Raw genomic sequence first — 21,096 nt, 5'->3', positions numbered from 1 at the left:
ATGAACAACGCATTCGCGCGAAATCGTCCGTTGTGGATCGCCGCCTCGCTCACCGTCGGGCTGCTGGTCCTGGTGTTCATCGCCGGCTGGCTGTTCGGCCGCGGCAGCGAGAAGAAGCACGAGGCGCAGCGCGAAGTCGCCGCGGCCCACAAGGCGCCCGTCACGCATCCGGATTCGGCGCTGGGCCGCACCGACCGTCGCCAGATCGATGCGCTGCGTCGTGGCATTCCCATCGACCAGGAAGCCGCGCCGCAGCCGCTGTGGCGCGTGCAGAACATGGACGTCAAGCGCGAGCGCGCCTACCCGATGCAGCCGCCGACGATTCCGCACGCCATCGACGGCTACCAGGTCGACAAGAACAGCAACCGCTGCATGCTCTGCCACGCGCGCGCGAACGCCGAGAAATTCCAGGCGCCGCCGGTGAGCGTCACGCACTACATGGATCGCGACGACCAGTTCCTCGCCACGATTTCCTCGCGTCGCTACTTCTGCAACCAGTGCCACGTCGTGCAGACCGATGCGCCGGTGCTGGTGAACAACACCTTCCAGACCATCGACGCGGTGCTCGCCGCGGCCGAGGCCGGCACGGCGACCGCCGAAGCGGCGCAGAGGACGCCATGATGCGCCGCCTGTGGGAACGCGCGTGGTCGTGGCTGCGACCGTACTGGCTGACGCTGCGGCGCCCGAGCGTGCATTACAGCCTGGGCTTCCTGGTGGCGGCGGGATTCCTTGCGGGCATCGTGTTCTGGGGCGGTTTCAACACCGCGCTGGAAGCGACCAACACCGAGGAGTTCTGCACCAGCTGCCATGAGATGCGCGACAACGTGTTCCAGGAGCTGAAGCCGACGATCCACTACAGCAACCGCTCCGGCGTGCGCGCGACGTGCCCGGACTGCCACGTCCCGCACAAGTGGACCGACAAGATCGCGCGCAAGATGCAGGCGTCGAAGGAAGTGTGGGGAAAGATTTTTGGCACGGTGAACACGCGCGAGAAGTTCCTCGACCACCGCCTCGAACTGGCGATGCACGAATGGGCGCGCCTGAAGGCGAACGATTCGCTGGAATGTCGCAACTGCCACAACTACGAGTCGATGGACCTCACGCGCCAGAGCGCGCGCGCCGCGCAGATCCACCAGCGCTGGCTGGTCACGCGCGAGAAGACGTGCATCGATTGCCACAAGGGCATCGCGCATCACCTGCCGGACATGGCGGGGATACCGCAAGGGTGAGCCCGCGCGCTTGCGAAGCACAGCTTCGCGCGCGGGCTCACGACCGGCCATGGATGGCCGGGCCGGGCGTTCCGAAGGCTATACGTTGCGCCATGGATGGCAGTTGCCTACCCAGCCGAAGCCGGTGCAAAGCGGCACTGCCGCGTGGCCTGCCGAACGACCGGCCATGGATGCCCGGGCAGGGCGTTCCGAAGGCTATACGTTGCGCCATGGATGGCAGCTGCCTACCCAGCCGAAGCCGGTGTAAAGCGGCACTGCCGCGTGGCCTGCCGAACGACCGGCCATGGATGGCCGGGCCGGGCGATCCGGAGGCTATACGTTGCGCCATGGATGGCAGCTGCCTACTCATCCGAGCGCCTCCCGATACAACGCCGCCATCTCCGCCCCGAAACACGCGAACACCACCCGCACCGGCGCGTCGTGCGCGCCCAGCCACGTGCGTACTTCGCGCACCGCGATCGGCACCGCGCGCTCCGGCGGATAGCCGTAGATGCCGCAGCTGATCGCCGGAAACGCCATCGAGGCCACGCGTTGCTCCATCGCCAGCCGCAGCGATTCGCGATAGCACGACGCCAGCAACGCGGCCTCGTCGTGACCGCCGCCGCGCCACACCGGACCGACCGTGTGGATCACGTGGCGTGCGCGCAGGCGATGCCCGCCGGTGATGCGCGCCTCGCCCGTCGGGCAGCGCACGCCGGGGCGCACCTGCGGCAACGCGCGGCACTCGTCGAGCAGGCCCGGCCCCGCCGCGCGATGGATCGCCCCGTCCACGCCGCCGCCGCCGAGCAACGACTCGTTCGCCGCGTTGACCAGGGCGTCGACGTCGAGCGTGGTGATGTCGGTCTGGAGGGCTTCGATGGGCATGGTGGTCGCTTAGCCGCATGCGTTCTCAGCGCGTCACCCCCGCAGGGGATACATCATCCGGGACGTCGACTTCGCTGGAAGAAAGGGCGTGACATCGGCGGTGCCGCATCGCGCGCCCCGACCCTCACCCCAACCCCTCTCCCGCAGGGAGAGGGGCTCAACGCTCGGGGAATCGACGGCGCCGCCTTACGGCAACCCCGCCAGCCACTCGTCGTCCGAGCCCTCGTTCACGCCTTCGAACAGGAACGTCGACAGGTACCGCTCGCCCGTGTCGGGCAGCATGGTGAGGATCACGGAGCCTTCCTCCGCGTTGCGCGCGACTTCCAGCGCGGCGGCGGCCGTCGCGCCGGCGGAGATGCCGACGAAGATGCCTTCCTCCTGCGCAAGGCGACGCGCCGTGTCGCGCGCGAGCACGTCGTCGATGGGCAGGATCGCGTCGGCGACGTCGCGATTGAGCACCTCGGGCACGAAGTCCGGCGTCCAGCCCTGGATCTTGTGCGGCTGCCATTCCTTGCCGGCCAGCAGCGACGCGCCCGCCGGCTCGCAGGTGGTCACACGCACCTCGGGCCGGGCGATCTTGAGCACCTCGCCCACGCCGGTAAGCGTGCCGCCCGTGCCCCAGCCGGTGACGAAGTGGTCGAGCCGCTGGCCGGCGAAATCGCGCAGGATTTCCGCCGCGGTCGTCTGCCGGTGGTACGCCGGATTGGCCGGGTTGGTGAACTGGCGCGCGAGGAACCAGCCGTGCTTTTCGGCCAGTTCGGCGGCGCGACGCACCATGCCGCTGCCGCGCTCGGCGGCGGGCGTGAGGATCAGCTTGGCGCCGTAGGCGCGCATGAGCTTGCGGCGTTCCATCGAGAACGAATCGCTCATCACCGCCACGAACTTGTAGCCGCGCGCGGCGCACACCATCGCCAGCGCGACGCCGGTGTTGCCCGAGGTCGCCTCGATCACCGTGTCGCCCGGCTTGAGCTGGCCGCGCGCTTCGGCGTCCAGGATGATCGCCAGCGCGAGGCGGTCCTTCACCGAGCCGCCGGGATTGAAGGCTTCCACCTTCGCGTACAGCGTCACGTGTTCCGGGGCGAGGCGGTGCAGGCGGACCACCGGGGTGCGGCCGATGGTGTCGAGGATGCTGTCGTGGATCATGGGGAACTCCTGGTCACGGGGCTTGAGCGCAAGGGGGCCTGAAGCGGGACGCGGGATGCCGGCCGGAGCGGCCATTGCGACGCGGAACACGACCGGTCGCGGCCGTCCACGAGACCGTCATCGGAGAGTGCCACAGTCGGGTGTCAGATCCCGTTCGCTGCCGTGGGGTGGCGTGGCCGCCGGTCGGAGGCCGCCTTGCGCGTTCTGGCGCCTGCGCCCGTTTGCGCAATGAGTTGTCAACCAATGGGCTACGCAGCCGTTGATCCTCGACGGCTAGAATCCTCCGGCTCTACGCGCCACACCCGTCAGTCCTTCCAGGCAGCCGCATGCGACCTTGTTCCAGATTCAGTTTTCGCGCCCTTCGTGCCGGCCTCGTGCTGGCCCTCGTCGGCGCGACCGTCGCATGCGGCAGCAACGGGGCCGAACAACGCAAGGACGGCGGCGGCGATCGTCCCATCCCGGTGACGACGCAGCAGGTCCGCATGCAGCCGTTCAGCGACACGCTGCTCGCGCTGGGCAACGTGAAGGCGCGCGAATCCATCACCGTCACCGCCAAGGTCAGCGAGACGGTGCAGCAGGTGCATTTCGAAAGCGGCGACGTGGTGGCCGCCGGCGCGCCGCTGGTCACGCTCACCGGGCGCCAGCAGCAGGCCGCGTTCGAACAGGCGCAGGCCACGGCGAACGAAGCCGACAAGCTCTACGAGCGCCAGAACGAACTCGCCGGCCAGCAGCTGATCTCGCGCTCGCAGCTCGACACGCAGCGTGCGATCCGCGACGCCGCGCGCGCCCGTGTCGCGCAGATGCGCGCCGACATCGGCGATCGCGTGATCCGCGCGCCGTTCGGCGGCGTGCTCGGCATCCGTCAGGTGAGCCCGGGCGCGCTGGTGACGCCGGGTACGGCGATCGCCACCCTCGACGACACCGCGCGCGTCTACGTCGATTTCCCGGTGCCGGAGGCGATGATCGCCACGCTCGGCGTCGGCCAGCAGGTCAGCGGCACGAGCACCGCGTATCCGGGCCGCAGGTTCGAAGGCCAGGTCAGCACGGTCGATGCGCGCGTGGACGAAGCCACGCGTTCGGTCGTGGTGCGCGGCGATTTCGCCAACCCCGACCGCGCGCTGCGCCCCGGCATGCTGCTGCAGGTGCGCCTGTCGCGACCGGAACGCCAGGCGCTGCTCGTGCCGGAAATCTCCATCGTGCAGGTCGGCACCGATTCGTTCGTGTACCGCGTGAAGCCCGATTCGTCGGTCGAACGCGTCGATGTGAAGATCGGCGCGCGCCGCGACGGCCTGGCCGAAGTCGCGCAGGGCCTGAACGTCGGCGACCGCATCGTCGTGGACGGCACCGGCAAGCTGCGCGTCGGCGCGCGCATCGTCGATGCGGCGGGCGACAAGGCGCCGGCCGGCGAAGTCGGCGCGGCCACCAAGAACAGCACGGCCAAGGCCGGCTGATCCGGGGCGAACGCCATGAACCTGTCCGACCTGTCGATCCGCCGTCCCGTCTTCGCCACGGTGATGAGCCTGCTCATCATCGTGCTCGGCGTGATGGCGTTCTCGCGCCTCACGTTGCGCGAACTGCCGGCCATCGACCCGCCCATCGTCTCGGTGCAGGTGAACTACCCCGGCGCCTCGGCGGCGGTGGTGGAAACGCGCATCACGCAGATCCTGGAAGACGCGCTCGCCGGCATCGAAGGCATCGAGTCCATCGAATCGCGCAGCGTCAACGGCCGCGCGTCGATCAGCATCGAGTTCACGCTCAACCGCGAGATCGAAGCGGCCGCCAACGACGTGCGCGACGCGGTGAGCCGCGTGCTCGACCGCATGCCGGACGAAGCCGATCCGCCGGAAGTGGAGAAGGTCGAATCCGACGCCGACCCGATCCTGTGGCTGAACATGAGCTCCACGCGCATGGACACGCTGCAGCTGTCGGACTACGCCGAGCGCTACGTCGTCGATCGCCTGTCCTCCGTCGACGGCGTCGCGCAGGTGCGCATCGGCGGGCAGCAGCGCTACGCGATGCGCATCTGGCTGGATCGCGACGCGCTCGCCGCGCGCGGCATCACCGTCAACGAAGTGGAGAACGCGCTGGAAGCCGAGAACGTCGAGCTTCCCGCCGGCCGCATCGAATCCAACGCGCGCGACTTCACCCTGCGCGTGGCGCGCAGCTACCAGAAGCCGGAAGACTTCGCGCAGATCCCGCTGGGCAAGGGCACCGACGGCTACGTCGTGCGCCTGGGCGATGTCTCGCGCATCGAGCTGGCCTCGGCCGAACGCCGCGCGTACTACCGCAGCAACGGCGAGCCGAACATTGGCCTGGGCATCGTCAAGACGTCCACCGCGAACAGCCTCGACGTCGCGCGCGCCGTGCGCGAGGAAGCCGAGAAGGTGCAGAAGACGCTGCCGGAAGGCACGAAGATCTTCGTCGCCTTCGACACCACGATCTTCATCGAGTCGGCCGTCGAGCGCGTGTACCACACGCTGATCGAGGCGATCGTGCTGGTGCTGGTGGTGATCTGGCTGTTCCTCGGCAGCTTCCGCGCCGCGCTGATCCCGGCAGTCACCGTGCCGGTATGCCTGATCGCCGCGTTCATCCCGCTCTACCTGTTCGGGTTCTCGATCAACCTGCTGACGCTGCTCGCCCTGGTGCTGGCGATCGGCCTGGTGGTCGACGACGCCATCGTCGTGCTGGAGAACATCCAGCGACGCACGGACCTCGGCGAGCCCCGCCTGGTCGCCGCCAAGCGCGGCACGCAGCAGGTGGCGTTCGCGGTGATCGCGACCACCGCCGTGCTGGTCGCGGTGTTCCTGCCGGTCGGCTTCATGGAAGGCAACACCGGTCGCCTGTTCCGCGAACTCTCCGTCGCGCTCGCCGGCGCGGTGGCGATCTCGGCCTTCGTCGCGCTGACGCTTACGCCGATGATGTCCTCGAAGCTCGTGCGCCCGCACAGCCAGGAGAAGTCGAACGTCGTGCACCGCTGGGTCAACGCGCGGCTGGACGGCGTCACTTCGCGCTATCGCGGGCTGCTCTCGCGCACGACCGGGCTTGCCACCTCGCGCATCTGGATGCTCGTCGTCGGCGTGATGCTGGCGACCATCGTCGTCAGCGGCCTGCTGCTGAAGCTGGTGCCGTCGGAACTGGCGCCCGCCGAAGACCGCGGCTCGTTCCAGATCATGATCCAGGGCCCGGAAGGCGCCGGTTTCGACTACACCGTGAACCAGGTGCAGCAGGTCGAGAAGATCGTCGCCGCGCACACCGGCGAAGGCCAGACGATCCAGCGCTACAACCCGCGCGTGCCCGGCGGTTTCGGCGCGAGCGAGGAAATGCACACCGGGCGCATCGCGGTATTCCTGCAGGACTGGAAGGACCGCAAGACCTCCACCGCCGACGTCGCCGATTCGCTGCGCGGCGAGCTGGGCAAGCTGCCCGGCGTGCGCGCGATGCCGCAGGTGTCCGGCGGCCTGGTGCGTTCGCGCGGCCAGCCGATCAACATCGTGCTGGGCGGCCCGGAGTACGCCGAACTCGCGCAATGGCGCGACAAGCTCATCGCGAAGATGGAAGCCAACCCGGGCTTCTTCTCGGTCGATTCGGACTACAAGGAAACGCGCCCGCAGATGCGCGTGGAGATCGATCGCCAGCGTGCGGCCGACCTCGGCGTGCCGGTGACCGACATCGGCCACGCGCTGGAAACCATGATGGGCAGCCGTCGCGTCACCACGTTCGTGCAGAACGGCGAGGAATACGACGTGATCGTGCAGTCCGACCGCGAACTGCGCGCCTCGCCGGAAGATCTGGCGGCGATCCAGGTGCGCTCGCGCGACGGCGCGCTGATCCCGCTGTCGAACCTGGTGACGCTGCGCGAACTCGCCGAGCCCGGCAGCCTCAACCGCTTCAACCGCCTGCGCGCCATCACCATCAGCGCCGGCCTGACGCCGGGCTATCCGATGGGCGAGGCCATCGCCTGGCTCGAAGACAGCGTGCGCACCGAGCTGCCGGACCACGCGCAGATCGACTGGAAGGGCGAATCGCGCGAGTACATCCAGGCCGGCGGCGCGGTGCTGCTGACCTTCACCCTGGCGCTGCTGGTCGTGTACCTCGTGCTCGCCGCGCAGTTCGAAAGCTTCATCCACCCGTTCGTCATCATGCTCACCGTGCCGCTGGGCGTGCTCGGCGCGCTGATTGGACTTGCGGTGACAGGCGGCACGCTCAACCTGTTCAGCCAGATCGGCATCGTGATGCTGGTGGGCCTGGCGGCGAAGAACGGCATCCTCATCGTCGAGTTCGCCAACCAGCTGCGCGACGAAGGCCGCAGCATCCGCGACGCGATCGTCGAGTCGTCCTCGGTGCGCCTGCGCCCGATCCTGATGACGTCGATCGCGACGGTGGTGGGCGCGATCCCGCTGGTGCTCGCCGGCGGCCCCGGCTCGGCGAGCCGCGCGACGATCGGCATCGTGGTGATCTTCGGCGTGTCGTTCTCCACGCTGCTGTCGCTGTTCGTCGTGCCGGCGTTCTACGTGCTGCTGGCCAAGTACACGCGCTCGCCGGAGGCCGTCGGGCAGGAGCTGGAGAAGCTGGAGGCGAGCACGCCGTCGGTGGGCGGGCACGCGTGATGCGATTCGCGTAACCGGGCGCAAGGGCCACGCATCGCGCGTGGCTTTCATGCAGAATCGGGCGGTTCCCCGACGACGGGGCGCGTCCTTTCCTCCGTCCGGGAGCCAGCGTGGAAACCGTCCTTAGCGCCATCAACGGCATCGTCTGGAGCCAGGCACTGATCTTCATGTGCCTGGCCGCCGGCCTGTACTTCAGCGTCCGCACCCGCTTCATGCAGGTGCGCGGCTTCGTCGAGATGTTCCGCCTCACCGTGGGCGGGCAGAAGTCCGACGCGGGCGTGTCCTCGTTCCAGGCCCTGGCGATGTCGATGGCCGGGCGCATCGGCATCGGCAACATCGCCGGCGTCGCCACGGCGATCGCGTTCGGCGGGCCGGGCGCGATCTTCTGGATGTGGGTGATGGGCTTCCTCGGCGCGTCCACGTCCTACGTGGAATCCACGCTCGCGCAGATCTACAAGACCAAGGACGCCGAAGGCCGCTACCGCGGCGGCCCGGCGTACTACATCGAAAAGGCCATGGGCCTGAAGTGGTACGCGATGGCCTTCGCGATCGCCACGATCGCCGCGACCGGCTTCCTGATGCCCGGCGTGCAGGCCAACGCCATCGCCGACAGCGCCGCCAACGTGTGCCACGGCTCGGCGCTGTGCGGTTCGCTCGACGGCCAATGGCTGGGCATGGACGCGCGCGACGCGTTCAAGCTCGGCATCGGGGCGGCGGTGTCGGTGCTGCTGGCCATCATCATCTTCGGCGGCGTGAAGCGCATCGCCAACTTCGCCGAGATCGTCGTGCCGTTCATGGCGATGGGTTACATCCTGATGGCCGTGGTCGTGATGGCGATGAACGCCGACCAGGTGCCGGAGATGTTCGGCATGATCTTCTCCAGCGCGTTCGGCGGCCACGCGGCGTACGGCGCGCTGCTCGGCCTGGCGGTGGAATGGGGCGTCAAGCGCGGCATCTACGCCAACGAAGCCGGGCAGGGCACCGGCCCGCACGCGGCCGCCGCCGCGGAGGTTTCGCACCCGGCCAAGCAGGGTTACGTGCAGGCGTTCGCGATCTACTTCGACACGATGATGGTGTGCACCGCCACCGCCTTCCTGATCCTGTCCACGGGCCGCTACAACGTGGTCGGCGCCGACGGCGCGGCGCTGTATTCGGGACTGGCGGGCACCGAGCCCGGTCCTGGCTTCGCGCAGGCGGCGGTGGAATCGGTGCTGCCCGGCTGGGGGGCGGGCTTCGTCGCACTGGCGCTGTTCTTCTTCGCCTTCACCACGATCATGGCCTATTACTACATGGCCGAAACCAACCTCGCCTACGTCAACGGCGGCCGTCGCCGCCCGCTGACGGTGCTGCTGCTGCGCCTGGGCATCATCGCGATGGTGATCTTCGGCGCCTCGCACAACGCGTCGGTGGCCTGGGCGCTGGGCGACATCGGCGTGGGCCTGATGGCGTGGCTCAACATCGTCGCGATCCTGATCCTCGCCAAGCCGGCGATGATCGCGCTGCGCGATTACGAACGGCAGAAGAAGCTCGGCCTGGACCCGGTGTTCGATCCGGACGCGCTGGGCATCCGCAACGCCGATTTCTGGCGCGGCCGTGCGGGCACGCAGCCGGCGGCCGAGCCCGCTGCCGCTACGCCGGCGCACCCCTCGCTGCAGGGCGAAGGCTGATTCCGATGCGCGCCGTCGCCCATCCCGCAACGGGTGGGCGCCGGGCCGGCTGAACGCGCGGTTCGGGTGCCTCCGCCCCGGCGCGGGTACCCTGTACGCATGCCCGCCCTCGCGCCCAGTTCCCGATTCGAGTCCGAACGCCTGACCGGCGAGGGCTTCGTGCTGCGGCCGTGGCGTCCGTCGGACCTGGACTCGCTCCTGCGCCACGCCAACGACGCCGACGTCGTGCGCGGGCTCAGCAGCCGCTTTCCGCATCCGTACACGCGCGAGGACGGCGAGCGTTTCCTGTCCGGCGCCGTGGTCGATCTGGACGATCCGGTGTTCGCCATCGAAGTGGACGGCCACGCCTGCGGCGGCATCGGCGCGCGGCCCGGCGATGCCGAACGCGGGCATTGCGCCGAACTGGGTTACTGGCTCGGCAAGTCGTTGTGGGGACGCGGTCTGATGACGCGCGTGGTCGCGACGTACGCGCCCTGGGCGATGCAGCGCCTGGCGCTGTTCCGCCTGCAGGCGACGGTGCTCGGGTTCAACGAGGCGTCGGCGCGCGTGCTGCTGAAGAACGGTTTCATCGAAGAGGGCGTCGCACGCTGCGCCCTCGTGAAGAACGGCGAGCCGCGCGACGTGCGTGTGTTCGCCAGAGTACGAAGGAGTCTGTGTGACGCACCGTGATCCGCCCAATCGTCCGCCCCGTGGCCCGCGTCCGCCCGCCCCGCCTTCGCGTGAGGGCGCGTCCCCGTGGGGCGGCGGCACGCATGTGCGCAGCCGCAAGGAGCGCTTCGAAGACAACACCACGCGTTTCCGTCGCGATCGCGCCGAACACGACGCGCAGCGCGCCGCGCGTCCGCGCGTGGAGCACGCGCACGAGGGCGAGCCGGACGCGTTCGCGCACGACGCCGAGCACGCGGCGCATCCCGCACGCGAGCGACGCAGCGCCGAGCTGCGCCTGTACGGCCTCAACGCGATCCAGGCGGTGTTCTCGCGCCGCCCGCAGGCGATCCGCAAGCTCTACCTCGCCGAAGCACGCATCCCCGCGTTGCAGCCGCTGCTGAAGTGGTGCGTCGCCAATCGCGTGGGCTATCGCGTCGTCGACGAACTCGACCTGCACAAGCTCGCGGCGAGCAGCCACCACGAAGGCGTCGTCGCGGACGTCCTGCGCGAGGAACCGCTGCCGCTGTCGACGTGGCTGCGCGATCTGCCGTCCGGCCCGCAATGCGCGATCTGGCTGGACGGCGTCGGCAATCCGCACAACTTCGGCGCGATCCTGCGCTCGGCGGCGCACTTCGGCGTGGCGGCGATACTGCTGCCGAAGCACTCGAACCTGTCGTTGTCCGGCGCCGCCGCGCGCGTGGCCGAAGGCGGCGCCGAAGCCGTGCCGCTCGTGCGCCTTGGCCGCGAGGACAACGCCATCGCGCAGCTGCGCGGCGCGGGCTTCACCCTCGCCGCCACGGTGGTGAACGGCGGCACCGACGTGTTCGCCGCGCCGTTGCCCGAGCGCACGATCTACGTGCTCGGCGCGGAAGGCGAGGGCATGGACCGCGATCTCGCCGCCGCTTGCGACCTGCGCTTGTCGATCCCGGGCACGGGACTGGTCGAAAGCCTGAATGTCGCATCCGCCGCCGCGGTGCTGCTGGCGGCGTGGAAGGCGAAGCGGGGCTGATCGGTGCCGCGTCGCGGCAGCTGCGGACTTGCGTCGAGCGCGGCAGATCAAGAGCAAAATGGGTTCCAGCTTTCGCTGGAATGACGGTGGGATGGTTGGCCGTAATCGGAGTGTCCATCGGTAACCGGCCTGGGCCCCGGCCTTCGCCGGGATGACGGTGAGGTGGTTCGCCGTTGTCGGAGTGCCCACGCGCAACATACCTGGTTCCGTATGCCCGGCCTGGGTCCCGGCCTTCGCCGGGATGACGGGTTTAGCCCCTCTCCCACCGGGAGAGGGGTTGGGGTGAGGGGCGGGACGTGCGATCGCGCTCGCACGCGCAGTGCTCGCTCTTGTAGCCCGGGTAAGCGAAGCGCACCCGGGGGTTCGCCACGTTTCGGATGCGCAGTCCACAAATACGACAACAGCCGAAAATCAAAATGGGTTCCAGCTTTCGCTGGAATGACGGTGGGGGTGGTTGGCTGTTGTCGTAGTGCCCATCCGTAACCGGCCTGGGTCCCGGCCTTCGCCGGGATGACGGTTTTAGCCCCTCTCCCACTGGGAGAGGGGTTGGGGTGAGGGTCGGGACACGCGATCGCGCTCGCACGCGCAGTGCTCGCTTTTGTAGCCCGGGTAAGCGAAGCGCACCCGGGGGCTCGCTACGTTTCCGATGCGCAGTCCACAAATACGACAACAGCCGAAAATCAAAATGGGTTCCAGCTTTCGCTGGAATGACGGTGAGGGTGGTTGGCCCTTGTCGTGGTGCCCATCCGTAACCGGCCTGGGTCCCGGCCTTCGCCGGGATGACGGTTTCAGCCCCTCTCCCACCGGGAGAGGGGTTGGGGTGAGGGTCGGGACATGCGATCTCGCCCGCACGCGCAGTGCTCGCTCTTGTAGCCCGGGTAAGCGAAGCGCACCCGGGGCTGGCCGCCCGATTACCCCCGCACACTCACCGGCAGGCACGCGCGGATGCACGTGCCCGCGCCGGGCACGGTTTCGATGTCGAAGGTGCCGCCCAGGTGCGTGGCGCGTTCGCGCATGGCGATCAGGCCCAGGCCGTGCACGTGGTCGGGGTCGAAGCCGCGGCCGTCGTCGATGATCGTCAACAGGATCTGGTCGCCGCGCGGCGCGAGCAGCACGGTCACCTGCGCCGCGCCGGAATGCCGCAGCACGTTGGTCAGCGCTTCCTGTGCGATGCGGAAACACGCCAGCTCGACCGTGGGATCGGGGCGATCCAGCAATGGTGCGAGGTCCAGTTCCAGCGCGGGCGTGCCGCCGCGGCGGAACAGGCGCTCGCACTGCCAGCGAAGCGCCGCGACCAGGCCGAGCGCATCCAGTTGCGGCGGACGCAGCAGGATCGACAGATCGCGCAGCTTGCCGATGGTCGAATCGGCGATGGCGACGATCTCGTCGACGATTTCGCGCCGTCCTTCCTCGTCCTCGCCCGGGATCGACGTCGCCGCCATCTTCATCGCCGAGATCGCCTGGCCGACGTCGTCGTGCAGCTCGCGCGAGAGCGTGCGGCGTTCGCTTTCCTGTACGTCGATCAGGCGCGCGTTGAGCGCGTGCAGCTCTTCCTGCTGGCGTTGCAGGTGCGCGGCGAGTTCGACCTCGCGTGTGTCCGAACACGTGCGGCGCAGCATCGCGAACAACAGCGCGGCGACCAGCGGAAGCGACAGCGCGTTGGCGATCCAGTGCGCGGCGTCGCCGAAGAAACGGCGCAGTTCCAGCGCGAGCGCGGGCGCGATGAGCGCCATCCAGACGATCGCCAGAGCGGCCATCGCCAGCGACAGCAGGAACCCGTTGCGCCCACGCAAACGGGCGCGCAAACCTGCGCGCCCGTCCGGGGGGTGCCCCGGGGACCCGGTGGGTCCCGTCGGCGATGAGGGGATCTGGTTCATCCCATCGAAGGTTCGGTCAGAAGAGTTCGACGCTACCAGCATCCATCGACTGCTGCATCACGGCCTTGTGAGGCGGACGCTCCCACTCGGCCTTCATCTGCGCGATGCGCTGGCCGAGTTGCTGCAGGGCCTGACGCACTTCGGCATCGGCGCGGTCGGCGTTGTGCAGCAGCTGGTGCAGGGCGGTGGCTTCGCGGTTGATCGCGCTCAGGCGGTCCAGGTGCGTGGTGGCCGCGCCCAGGGCCTGGGTGGCGATGTCCTCGAACTGCAGCGAACGCACGGCCTCGGCGACGGAGCCGTCGATGGCGCGGCCGCAGTCGGCGATCTCGCGCATGCCGTTGCCCAGGCCGCGGTTGATGCCGTCCACGCGTTCCAGCATCGCGGCGGCTTCGGCGCGGGCACCGCGGGAGCGGTCCATGTCGCGCGAGGCCATCGTGGTGACGGTGTCGCGGACGCGGGCGATGGCGTCCTTCGAGCTGTGCGCCAGCTTGCGGATCTGTTCGTTGAACGCGGTGGAGCGCTCGGAGAGGTTGCGCACCTCGTCGGCGACGACCGCGAAGCCGCGGCCCGCCTCGCCGGCACGCGCCGCTTCGATCGCCGCGTTGAGCGCCAGCAGGTTGGTCTGGTCGGCGATCGACTTCACGTCTTCCAGCAGGGCGAAGATGCCGTCCAGGTGCTCGGCCATCGCATCGATGTGCGTGACCGTGGTGGTGCTCTGGCCGCTGACGGCTTCCAGCGCTTCGACGAGCTGCTCCATCTGCTGGCTGGCCTGCAGGGCGAAGCGCGAGACGTCCACGCCGCCGTGTTCGCCGTCGGTGCGGTCGATGATGCGCGAGACCACTTCGCTCTGCTCGCGCGACTTGCGGTTCACCGCCTCGAAGCTGGTGCCGAGCTTGGCGACCGACTCGCGGATCAGCGTGCGGGTGCGGTCGATCTCGCCGCGCGAACCCTGCACTTCGGAATTGACGAAGTTGCGCAGGTCGTCGAGCAGGCGCGTCTGTTCGCGAAGCATCGCCGAATCGTTGTGGCTGGGACGCTGCATCGTCCAGGCGAAGCCCAGCCACGCCAGCGTCATGGCGACGAGCGCGCCCCATTGCACGGCGGAGGGCCAGTCCATCGCTTCGGCGGCGATGAGCAGGGTCGTCAGCACCAGCGGTGCTGCAAGGCGAATCAGTACGCGGGAATCCATCTTCGATCTCACCGAATGGGGCAACTTAGATAACGGCGGGTGTAGCGGGTGCTTTAGGTGAAAAGCGCTTGATTTGCGCGGCATGTCGCGGCTGTGACGTGCTGCGCGTTTTGACGTTTTGCTGACATCGCGGGTCTGCGCGCTCCTGTAGCCCGGGTAAGCGAAGCGCACCCGGGGTCGAACGTCGCGGCGAACTTTCCCCGGGTGCGGCCTGCGGCCTTACCCGGGCTACAAAAGCGGGCGGCGCGTTACTCGTGCGCCGTGCCCGACAGCAACTTCTGCGCGACCAGCGACAGCGGCACGGTTTCCTGCGCGGCGCCGAGCGCCACCGCGGCGCCGGGCATGCCCCAGACGACGCTGCTGGCCTCGTCCTGCGCGATGGTCGCCGCGCCGGCCTTGCGCAGCGCGAGCAGGCCGCGCGCGCCGTCGTCGCCCATGCCGGTCAGCAGGGCGGCGCTGGCGTTCGCGCCGACGTGTTCGGCGACCGAGTCGAACAACGCGTCCACGCTGGGACGATGCCGGCGCACCGGCTCGTCGTCGCCGAGGCGGCAATGCCAGCGCGCACCGCTGCGGTAGACGCGCAGGTGGCGGCCGCCCGGTGCGACGTACGCATGGCCGGGCAGCAGTTCCTGGTCGCGCTCGACGTGGATCACCGTCATGCGGCTGTGGCGATCCAGGCGATCGGCGAACGGCGCGCTGAACGCGCCCGGGATGTGCTGCGCGATCACCGTCGCCGGCGCGTCGGCCGGCATCTGCGAGAGCACTTCGCGGATCGCTTCCGTGCCGCCGGTGGAGGCGCCGATCGCGATCAGCCGATGCGTGGTGCGATACGCCACCGGCGGGGTCGCGATGGGTTCGCCGCCCGAGCGTACCGGCGCCGGTGCGACCACGCGCGCCTTCGAGGCCTGCTTGATCTTCTCGATCAGCAGGCCGGCGTATTCGGTCAGGCCGCGCGCCACGTCGAGCTTGGGCTTGGCGATGAAATCCACCGCGCCCAGCGCGAGCGCGTCGAGCGTGACCTGCGCGCCGCGCTCGGTCAGCGTGGACACCATCACCACCGGCATCGGGCGCAGGCGCATGAGGTTGCGCAGGAAGGTCAGGCCATCCATGCGCGGCATTTCGACGTCGAGCGTGAGCACGTCCGGATCGAGCTGCTTGATCTTGTCGCGCGCGATGTACGGGTCGGCCGCGCTGCCGACGACCTGGATGCCCGGATCGGCCTCCAGCAACTGCGTCATCAACTGGCGCACCAGCGCCGAGTCGTCGACCACGAGCACGCGCACCGGGCCGCGTGCGGGACTGCGCACTGCATTCATCAGAACAACTCCACGCTGCCGCTGGCGACCGGCTCGCGGGCGAGGCGACCGTAGTAGGCGCGTTCGGCGTCGACGATCACGTCGTTGCGCGCCGACGGCAGGCGCTTGACCAGCGTGCGCCCGGTCTGCGCGAAGAAGCAGACCTTGCGCGGGTGGATGTCGCCCAGGTCCTGCGCGGTCACCGGGATCTGTTCGGCGGTGAGGTACTCGAGCACGAACGCCGCGTTGCGCGTGCCGATCGGATCGCTGTAGAAGCCCGACAGCACGTTGCCGCCGCCGAACACCTTCGCCAGCAGGCGCGAGCGTCGCGCGCCGCGCTTGAGCAGGTCGTTGATCAGCAGTTCCATCGCGTGCGCGCCGTAGCGCGAGGACACCGAGCCGGCTTCACCGCCCGGCAGCATGAAGTGGTTCATGCCGCCGACCTGCACCAGCGGGTCGTACAGGCACGCGGCCACGCACGATCCCAGCAGCGTGACCAGCGCGATCGGGCGGTCGGTGACGCGGTAGTCGGCCGGCAGCAGCTTGATCGCCTCGGTCTGGAGGACGGGATCGAAGTAGCTGCCCGGCTCGACGGCGGGACGGGCGGGGCTGATGGCGGCGTTCATGGCGTTATTTGCGGGCAGCGGGGCGGTACGTCGTGCGACCGCACGCCGTGATCAGGTCGTGCGCATGGCCGAAGCTTTCCGAATGGCCGGCGAAGAGCAGGCCGTCGGACGCGATGAGCGGCGCGATGCGCGTGAGCACCTGGTACTGCGTGGCCTTGTCGAAATAGATCATGACGTTGCGGCAGAACACGGCGTCGAAGCCGCCGCGCAGGCCGTAGTCATCGTCGAGCAGGTTGAGCGGGCGGAACTCGATCAGCGCCTGCAGTTCCGGTTTCACCCGGCACAGGCCGGCGTTGTCGCCGCTGCCGCGCTGGAAGAACTGCCGGCGCCGCTGCAGCGACAGGCTGTTGATGCGTTCCACCGGATACACGCCGCGTGCGGCGGTCTGCAGCACGTTGGTGTCGATGTCGGTGGCGAGGATGCGCACCGGCGGCGTCATCGTGCCGTACGCCTCGCAGGCCGTGATCGCCAGCGTGTACGGCTCCTCGCCGGTGGAGGCGGCGTTGCACCAGATCGACGCGCCGTCGCGGCAATGCGCGCGCAGGTGCTCGACGAGCATGTCGAAGTGGTGCGCCTCGCGGAAGAACGAGGTGAGGTTGGTGGTGAGCGCGTTGATGAACCCCTGCAGCTCCGCGTCGGGATCGGCCTCGACGTAATCGAGGTAGTCGCCGAAGCGCTCCATGTCCAGCGCACGCACGCGCCGCGCCAGGCGGCTGTAGACCATGTCGCGCTTGTGCGGGTGCAGGTGGATGCCGGCGTACTCGCGGATCATCTTGCAGACGCGGCGGAAATCGCGGTCGTCGAAGGTGAATTCGCGGTCTTCGGAGGTGCGCGGGGAGGGACGCATGTGGGGCTCGTTCAGGGGTTTCGTCCCTTCTCCCGTCGGGAGAAGGTGCCCGGAGGGCGGATGAGGGGCAACGGAGGGGATGCGGCGCAAATACGCGGTGCATCACTGCATGGCGGTTCACCGATCAGGCTTCGTTACCCCTCACCCCCACCCCTCTCCCGTCGGGAGAGGGGCTTTGAATCGACTACGTGACGATCAGAACTCCTGCCAATCCCCATCCGCGCTGTTCGCGGCGGCGGTGGCGCGGACCTTGCGCGCGGCGGGCTTCGCGGCCGGTGCGGCGGGCTTGGCGCGCGAGGGCTTGGCTGCCGGCATCTCGACCACCGTCGCCTGCGCACGTGCGGCCTGCGCCTGCGCCGAATGCGCCAGGCGGAACACCGCCACCGTCTGCACCAGCTGCTCGGACTGCTGCTCCAGGCTGCGCGCGGCGGCCGACGCCTGTTCGACCAGCGCCGCGTTCTGCTGCGTGCCTTCGTCCATCTGCGTGATCGCGTTGTTGACCTGCTCAATGCCCGAGCTCTGTTCCTGCGACGCCGCCGAGATGTCGGCGATGATGTCGGTGACCTTCTTCACGCTGGTCACGATCTCGTGCATCGTGCGGCCGGCCTGGTCGACCAGCTGGCTGCCTTCCTCGACCTTGCCGACCGAGTCGCCGATCAGCTGCTTGATCTCCTTGGCCGCGTTCGCCGAACGCTGGGCGAGCGAGCGCACTTCGGAAGCGACGACCGCGAAGCCGCGGCCCTGTTCGCCGGCGCGCGCGGCTTCCACCGCGGCGTTCAGCGCGAGGATGTTGGTCTGGAACGCGATGCCGTCGATCACGCCGATGATGTCGGCGATCTTCTTGGACGACTGGTTGATGGCGTTCATCGTGTGGACGACTTCGCCCACCACCACGCCGCCCTGGCCGGCGACTTCCGCCGCGCTCTGCGCCAGCTGGTTCGCCTGGCGCGCGTTGTCGGCGTTCTGGCGCACCGTGCTGGTGAGCTCTTCCATCGACGAGGCGGTTTCTTCCAGCGACGCGGCCTGCTGCTCGGTGCGCTGCGACAGGTCGTTGTTGCCGGCGGCGATTTCCGCGGCGGCCGAGCTGATGGCGTCGGAACCTTGGCGGATCTGGCCGACGATCTGCGCGAGCTGGTCGACGGTGCGGTTGGCGTCGTTGGCGAGGCGGCCGAACTGGCCCGGCAGCTCCACTTCGACGCGACGGTTGAGGTCGCCATCGGCCACGGCGGACAGCAGCGTGCCGACTTCGTGCAGGCCTTCCTCGGCGGTGGCCATCAGCTGGTTCAGCGACTGCACCACGTCGTGGTAGACGAACTCGAAGCGCGAGGCATCGCCGCGACGGCTGAAATCGCCGGCGACGGCCGCATCGACCAGCGTCTTGATCTCGGCGTTGATCGCGTTCATGCCGTTCTTGACCGAATCCACGGCGTCGGTGATGCGCGCCTTCTGGCCCGGCAGGCGGTCCATGTCGCGCGACAGGTCGCCGCGCGCGTACGCGGCCACGATCTCGATCGCGCGGGTGTTGGTCTGGATGTGCGAATCCACCAGCGTGTTCACTTCACCGGCCATCTGGCCGTACGCGCCGGGGAAATCCTCGCTGCGCAGGCGACGGTCGATCTCGCCCGCCTGGTGCGCGTCGAACAGGTCGCGCTGCGCGCCGGCGAAGTTGCGCAGCGTGTTGATGGCGCGTTCCAGGCCGCGCGCGATGTCGCGCACTTCGTCCTGGCTGTCCACGCGCACCGCGTCCGGGAATTCGCCGCGCGCGACGAGGTCGGACGCGTCCTGCACTTCCTTCAGCGCGGCGCGCGTGCTGCGGATGAAGCCCAGGAACAGGTACGTGGCGATGGCCAGGATCAGCACGCAGATGCCCAGCGTCAGCGCGGTGCGCTGCTGCAGGCGGGCGATTTCGACCGTGGCGGCGTGGTCGAGCGAGGTGCTCGCGGCCGACAGCGCGGCGCCGAGCGCCAGGCGCGTGGCCTCGGTGCGCGCGGCCATGATCTTCACCGGCAGCACCGGCGTTTCGGCGTCGAGGATGTGCTTCTGGATGTCGGCGTTCTGCTTGGCGACCGCGTCCAGCGCCTTGCGGAACGGCACGCCCATGCTGGCGCCCAGCTCCGTCATTTCTTCCTCGGCGTCCTTGATCTCGATTTCCGAACGCGTGCGCACGTAATCCTGCATGTTGCGCGAGACGGCCAGGCCGGTGCGGTCGTCGACCCAGATCGCGCCGTCGCCCAGCACGCGCAGCGCGGTGGCGCTCTGCTGCTGGGTGTATTCGGCGAGCGTGGGCACCCACACCGTGGCGGCACGGCCCATGTACAGCACGGCGGCGTTCTGCGCCTGCGCCAGGCCGGTTTCGTCGGCGATCAGGCCGTGCACTTCACCGAGCTTGCGCACCGCGGCGCCGTGGTCGGTCGCGGCGGCGGCCGAATCGCTATGTTCGGCGTTGGCCTTGTCCCACGCGGCGCGCGCTTCCTTCAGTGCGTTGGGCAGCGCGGAACCCGTCAGGCTGCGTGCCTGCCACGCGGTCAGCGCGTCGAGCTCGCGGTTCACCAGCGAAGCCGATTCCTGCAGCGTCTGGTCGGTGACTTCGTCCTTGGCGAACTTGCGCACGACCTGCAGCTCGTGCTGCTGGATGCCCATCATCGCGCGGTGCAGGTGGGCCAGCCCGGCGACGGCGTCGCGCTGCTGCGAGGCGGCGTTGACCTCGGCGTTGGAACGCACCACCAGGATGCCGGCCAGGACGCCGCAGGTCAGCATGAAGGCGGCACCGATGACCATCGCCTTCTGGTTGAAGCGCAACTGCGACATCAGGCGGGTGGCCGGGGCCAGGAAGCGGTCCATCATCGTGGCGGACGGCCGGGAGTGGGCAAGGGTGGACATGGATCCTCTCGTGCGGAACAGACCCTTTCGGGTAGACACCCGTTGCATCGGCGCGCGGCGGGGAAACTTTAGTTGGGTGAAGCCCCTCTCCCGCCTGCGGGAGAGGGGTGGGGGTGAGGGCAAGAGCTGTTGTAGCCCGGGTAAGCGAAGCGCACCCGGGGAGCAGGCGCCGCTGCGTCCCCGGGTGCGGCCTTCGGCCTTACCCGGGCTACAAACGCTGCCGGCACCTTCTCCCGCCCGCGGGAGAAGGGCTTCCCACGCAAGGCACGAGGCGCCCTAAAGATTCCGCAAACCCGGCCGATGACCCCGATGTCGCCCGACACATCCCCAAGGAGTCATCCCATGCGCCGTTCCCTTCTGACCGCCACCGGCCTCGCCGTGCTGGCCCTGTCCTTCGCCGCCCCGGCTTCGGCCGACCTCAAGCCCACCAAGCGCGTCGAGCCGCAGTACCCGGCCGAAGCCGCCCGTGCCGGCACCCAGGGCTTCGTCGAAGTCGAATTCACCGTGGACGAGGGCGGCAAGGTCGCCAGCGTCTCGGTCGTCAATGCCAAGCCGGCCCGCGTGTTCGAGCAGTCGGCCGTGCGCGCCGTGAAGCAGTGGGAGTTCGCTCCGGGCGGTGGCAAGGGCAAGGTGCGCCTGGACTTCTCGCTGTAAGCGAGTAAGCCGCACCACCTCCGGCCACGGCCGGTCGAGCAAAGGCGCGCCGGCGACGGCGCGCCTTTTCTTTTGGCCGCGCGAAGCGATCGCGACGGCGCGGTCGCTCAGAAGCGATGCGCGGAGGCGCAGGCCGTGACGTGGTTGTAGTCGCTGGACATGCAGCGATAGAACGCCTGCTTCTCGCCGGTGGCGGCGGCGCAATCCTGCGGCGTCACTTCGGCCAGTGCGGCGCGCAGCTTGACCGCCTGGGCCTCGAACCCGGCGCGGTCGATGTAGCCGCCGTCGGCGTTCTTCTGGCCGACTTCCAGCATCGTCTCCAGCCCGTAGCGGGCGTTCTCAACGGCCTTGTCGCAGGACAGCGCGGTGTCGGTGTCGTTCACCTGCATCAGCGACTGCGCGATCTCGTTCACCGCTTTCTGCGTTTCCAGCGGAAGGGACTTCACATCGCCTGCGTCCGTCGCCTGGGCGCGCGCCGTCGTCGTTAAAGCGCATGCCAGCGCGAGCGACAATGCGAGCGAAGCCACCGGCGCGCCGTGCGCCTTGAGTGCGTTGATCATC

The 21,096-nt window shown here is 69.0% G+C and carries 17 protein-coding genes; 8 read left to right on the top strand and 9 right to left on the bottom strand.

What is annotated here, in order from left to right:
• Positions 1-621, top strand: coding sequence for a nitrate reductase cytochrome c-type subunit (locus LA521A_RS15735; protein ID WP_281779794.1), 621 nt, complete (start codon positions 1-3; stop codon positions 619-621).
• Positions 618-1,229 carry a cytochrome c3 family protein gene (locus LA521A_RS15730; protein WP_281779793.1) on the top strand — a complete coding sequence of 204 codons (612 nt, stop codon included), beginning with the start codon at positions 618-620 and terminating at the stop codon, positions 1,227-1,229. Before LA521A_RS15735 ends, LA521A_RS15730 begins: the two co-directional genes overlap by 4 nt.
• A gap of 345 nt (positions 1,230-1,574) precedes the next feature.
• Here the strand turns inward: LA521A_RS15730 and LA521A_RS15725 are convergent, their stop codons facing one another.
• The gene (locus tag LA521A_RS15725) at positions 1,575-2,093 is read right to left on the bottom strand and encodes an O-acetyl-ADP-ribose deacetylase (RefSeq protein WP_281779792.1); all 519 of its coding nucleotides are present in this window, start codon (positions 2,091-2,093) and stop codon (positions 1,575-1,577) included.
• A 186-nt stretch (positions 2,094-2,279) separates the two neighbouring features.
• Positions 2,280-3,236, bottom strand: coding sequence for a cysteine synthase A (gene cysK / locus LA521A_RS15720; protein ID WP_281779791.1), 957 nt, complete (start codon positions 3,234-3,236; stop codon positions 2,280-2,282).
• A 326-nt stretch (positions 3,237-3,562) separates the two neighbouring features.
• On the opposite strand from cysK, the gene LA521A_RS15715 reads away from it, so the two are divergent.
• The 5 genes from LA521A_RS15715 to LA521A_RS15695 all read left to right on the top strand — a co-directional run bounded on the left by LA521A_RS15715 (position 3,563) and on the right by LA521A_RS15695 (position 11,167).
• On the top strand, positions 3,563-4,687 hold the full coding sequence (locus LA521A_RS15715) for an efflux RND transporter periplasmic adaptor subunit (RefSeq protein ID WP_425494532.1): 1,125 nt from the start codon (positions 3,563-3,565) through the stop codon (positions 4,685-4,687).
• Between the two features lie 15 nt (positions 4,688-4,702).
• A complete protein-coding gene (locus LA521A_RS15710) occupies positions 4,703-7,843 on the top strand; it encodes an efflux RND transporter permease subunit (RefSeq protein WP_281779789.1) in 3,141 nt (1,046 codons plus the stop codon).
• A 167-nt stretch (positions 7,844-8,010) separates the two neighbouring features.
• The gene (locus LA521A_RS15705; RefSeq protein WP_343226720.1) at positions 8,011-9,510 is read left to right on the top strand and encodes an alanine/glycine:cation symporter family protein; all 1,500 of its coding nucleotides are present in this window, start codon (positions 8,011-8,013) and stop codon (positions 9,508-9,510) included.
• 99 nt (positions 9,511-9,609) lie between these two features.
• Entirely contained in the window at positions 9,610-10,179 is a 570-nt protein-coding gene (locus LA521A_RS15700) for a GNAT family N-acetyltransferase (protein ID WP_281779787.1), read from the top strand.
• 85 nt (positions 10,180-10,264) lie between these two features.
• On the top strand, positions 10,265-11,167 hold the full coding sequence (locus LA521A_RS15695) for a TrmH family RNA methyltransferase (protein ID WP_343226697.1): 903 nt from the start codon (positions 10,265-10,267) through the stop codon (positions 11,165-11,167).
• 911 nt (positions 11,168-12,078) lie between these two features.
• Here LA521A_RS15695 and LA521A_RS15690 read toward each other — a convergent pair.
• From LA521A_RS15690 to LA521A_RS15665, 6 genes are all read right to left on the bottom strand, one after another.
• Positions 12,079-12,972 carry a sensor histidine kinase gene (locus LA521A_RS15690; RefSeq protein ID WP_281779786.1) on the bottom strand — a complete coding sequence of 298 codons (894 nt, stop codon included), beginning with the start codon at positions 12,970-12,972 and terminating at the stop codon, positions 12,079-12,081.
• 88 nt (positions 12,973-13,060) lie between these two features.
• The gene (locus LA521A_RS15685) at positions 13,061-14,233 is read right to left on the bottom strand and encodes a methyl-accepting chemotaxis protein (RefSeq protein WP_281779785.1); all 1,173 of its coding nucleotides are present in this window, start codon (positions 14,231-14,233) and stop codon (positions 13,061-13,063) included.
• 248 nt (positions 14,234-14,481) lie between these two features.
• Positions 14,482-15,549 carry a protein-glutamate methylesterase/protein-glutamine glutaminase gene (locus LA521A_RS15680; RefSeq protein ID WP_281779784.1) on the bottom strand — a complete coding sequence of 356 codons (1,068 nt, stop codon included), beginning with the start codon at positions 15,547-15,549 and terminating at the stop codon, positions 14,482-14,484.
• Positions 15,549-16,142: a chemoreceptor glutamine deamidase CheD gene (gene cheD, locus LA521A_RS15675; protein WP_425494608.1), complete on the bottom strand. Its 594-nt coding sequence runs from the start codon at positions 16,140-16,142 to the stop codon at positions 15,549-15,551. The genes LA521A_RS15680 and cheD overlap by 1 nt, the downstream gene beginning before the upstream one ends.
• Before the next feature lie 16 nt (positions 16,143-16,158).
• On the bottom strand, positions 16,159-17,001 hold the full coding sequence (locus tag LA521A_RS15670) for a CheR family methyltransferase (protein ID WP_281779782.1): 843 nt from the start codon (positions 16,999-17,001) through the stop codon (positions 16,159-16,161).
• A 195-nt stretch (positions 17,002-17,196) separates the two neighbouring features.
• Positions 17,197-19,881 (bottom strand): methyl-accepting chemotaxis protein, encoded by a 2,685-nt coding sequence (locus tag LA521A_RS15665; RefSeq protein ID WP_281779781.1) that lies wholly within the window; start codon positions 19,879-19,881, stop codon positions 17,197-17,199.
• A 342-nt stretch (positions 19,882-20,223) separates the two neighbouring features.
• Between LA521A_RS15665 and LA521A_RS15660 the strand changes: the two genes are divergently transcribed.
• A complete protein-coding gene (locus LA521A_RS15660) occupies positions 20,224-20,535 on the top strand; it encodes an energy transducer TonB (RefSeq protein ID WP_281779780.1) in 312 nt (103 codons plus the stop codon).
• 107 nt (positions 20,536-20,642) lie between these two features.
• Here the strand turns inward: LA521A_RS15660 and LA521A_RS15655 are convergent, their stop codons facing one another.
• Complete coding sequence (locus tag LA521A_RS15655) at positions 20,643-21,095, bottom strand: hypothetical protein (RefSeq protein WP_281779779.1); 453 nt, start codon at positions 21,093-21,095, stop codon at positions 20,643-20,645.
• Position 21,096: the final 1 nt, after the last annotated feature.

The sequence above is a fragment of the Lysobacter auxotrophicus genome (genome assembly GCF_027924565.1).
Taxonomy (GTDB): Bacteria; Pseudomonadota; Gammaproteobacteria; order Xanthomonadales; family Xanthomonadaceae; genus Lysobacter_J; species Lysobacter_J auxotrophicus.
The sequence above is the reverse complement of the archived record's forward strand: the minus strand, read 5'-3'. Positions and strand labels throughout refer to the sequence as shown.

Excerpts from the sequence above, each read along its gene's own strand:
- LA521A_RS15730 (WP_281779793.1), top strand. The coding sequence starts at position 618 with ATGATGCGCCGCCTGTGGGAACGCGCGTGGTCGTGGCTGCGACCGTAC.
- LA521A_RS15680 (WP_281779784.1), bottom strand. The coding sequence starts at position 15,549 with ATGAATGCAGTGCGCAGTCCCGCACGCGGCCCGGTGCGCGTGCTCGTG.
- LA521A_RS15715 (WP_425494532.1), top strand. The coding sequence starts at position 3,563 with ATGCGACCTTGTTCCAGATTCAGTTTTCGCGCCCTTCGTGCCGGCCTC.
- LA521A_RS15735 (WP_281779794.1), top strand. The coding sequence starts at position 1 with ATGAACAACGCATTCGCGCGAAATCGTCCGTTGTGGATCGCCGCCTCG.
- LA521A_RS15665 (WP_281779781.1), bottom strand. The coding sequence starts at position 19,881 with ATGTCCACCCTTGCCCACTCCCGGCCGTCCGCCACGATGATGGACCGC.
- LA521A_RS15660 (WP_281779780.1), top strand. The coding sequence starts at position 20,224 with ATGCGCCGTTCCCTTCTGACCGCCACCGGCCTCGCCGTGCTGGCCCTG.
- LA521A_RS15705 (WP_343226720.1), top strand. The coding sequence starts at position 8,011 with ATGTGCCTGGCCGCCGGCCTGTACTTCAGCGTCCGCACCCGCTTCATG.
- LA521A_RS15655 (WP_281779779.1), bottom strand. The coding sequence starts at position 21,095 with ATGATCAACGCACTCAAGGCGCACGGCGCGCCGGTGGCTTCGCTCGCA.
- LA521A_RS15685 (WP_281779785.1), bottom strand. The coding sequence starts at position 14,233 with ATGGATTCCCGCGTACTGATTCGCCTTGCAGCACCGCTGGTGCTGACG.
- LA521A_RS15710 (WP_281779789.1), top strand. The coding sequence starts at position 4,703 with ATGAACCTGTCCGACCTGTCGATCCGCCGTCCCGTCTTCGCCACGGTG.
- LA521A_RS15700 (WP_281779787.1), top strand. The coding sequence starts at position 9,610 with ATGCCCGCCCTCGCGCCCAGTTCCCGATTCGAGTCCGAACGCCTGACC.
- cysK (WP_281779791.1), bottom strand. The coding sequence starts at position 3,236 with ATGATCCACGACAGCATCCTCGACACCATCGGCCGCACCCCGGTGGTC.
- LA521A_RS15670 (WP_281779782.1), bottom strand. The coding sequence starts at position 17,001 with ATGCGTCCCTCCCCGCGCACCTCCGAAGACCGCGAATTCACCTTCGAC.
- LA521A_RS15725 (WP_281779792.1), bottom strand. The coding sequence starts at position 2,093 with ATGCCCATCGAAGCCCTCCAGACCGACATCACCACGCTCGACGTCGAC.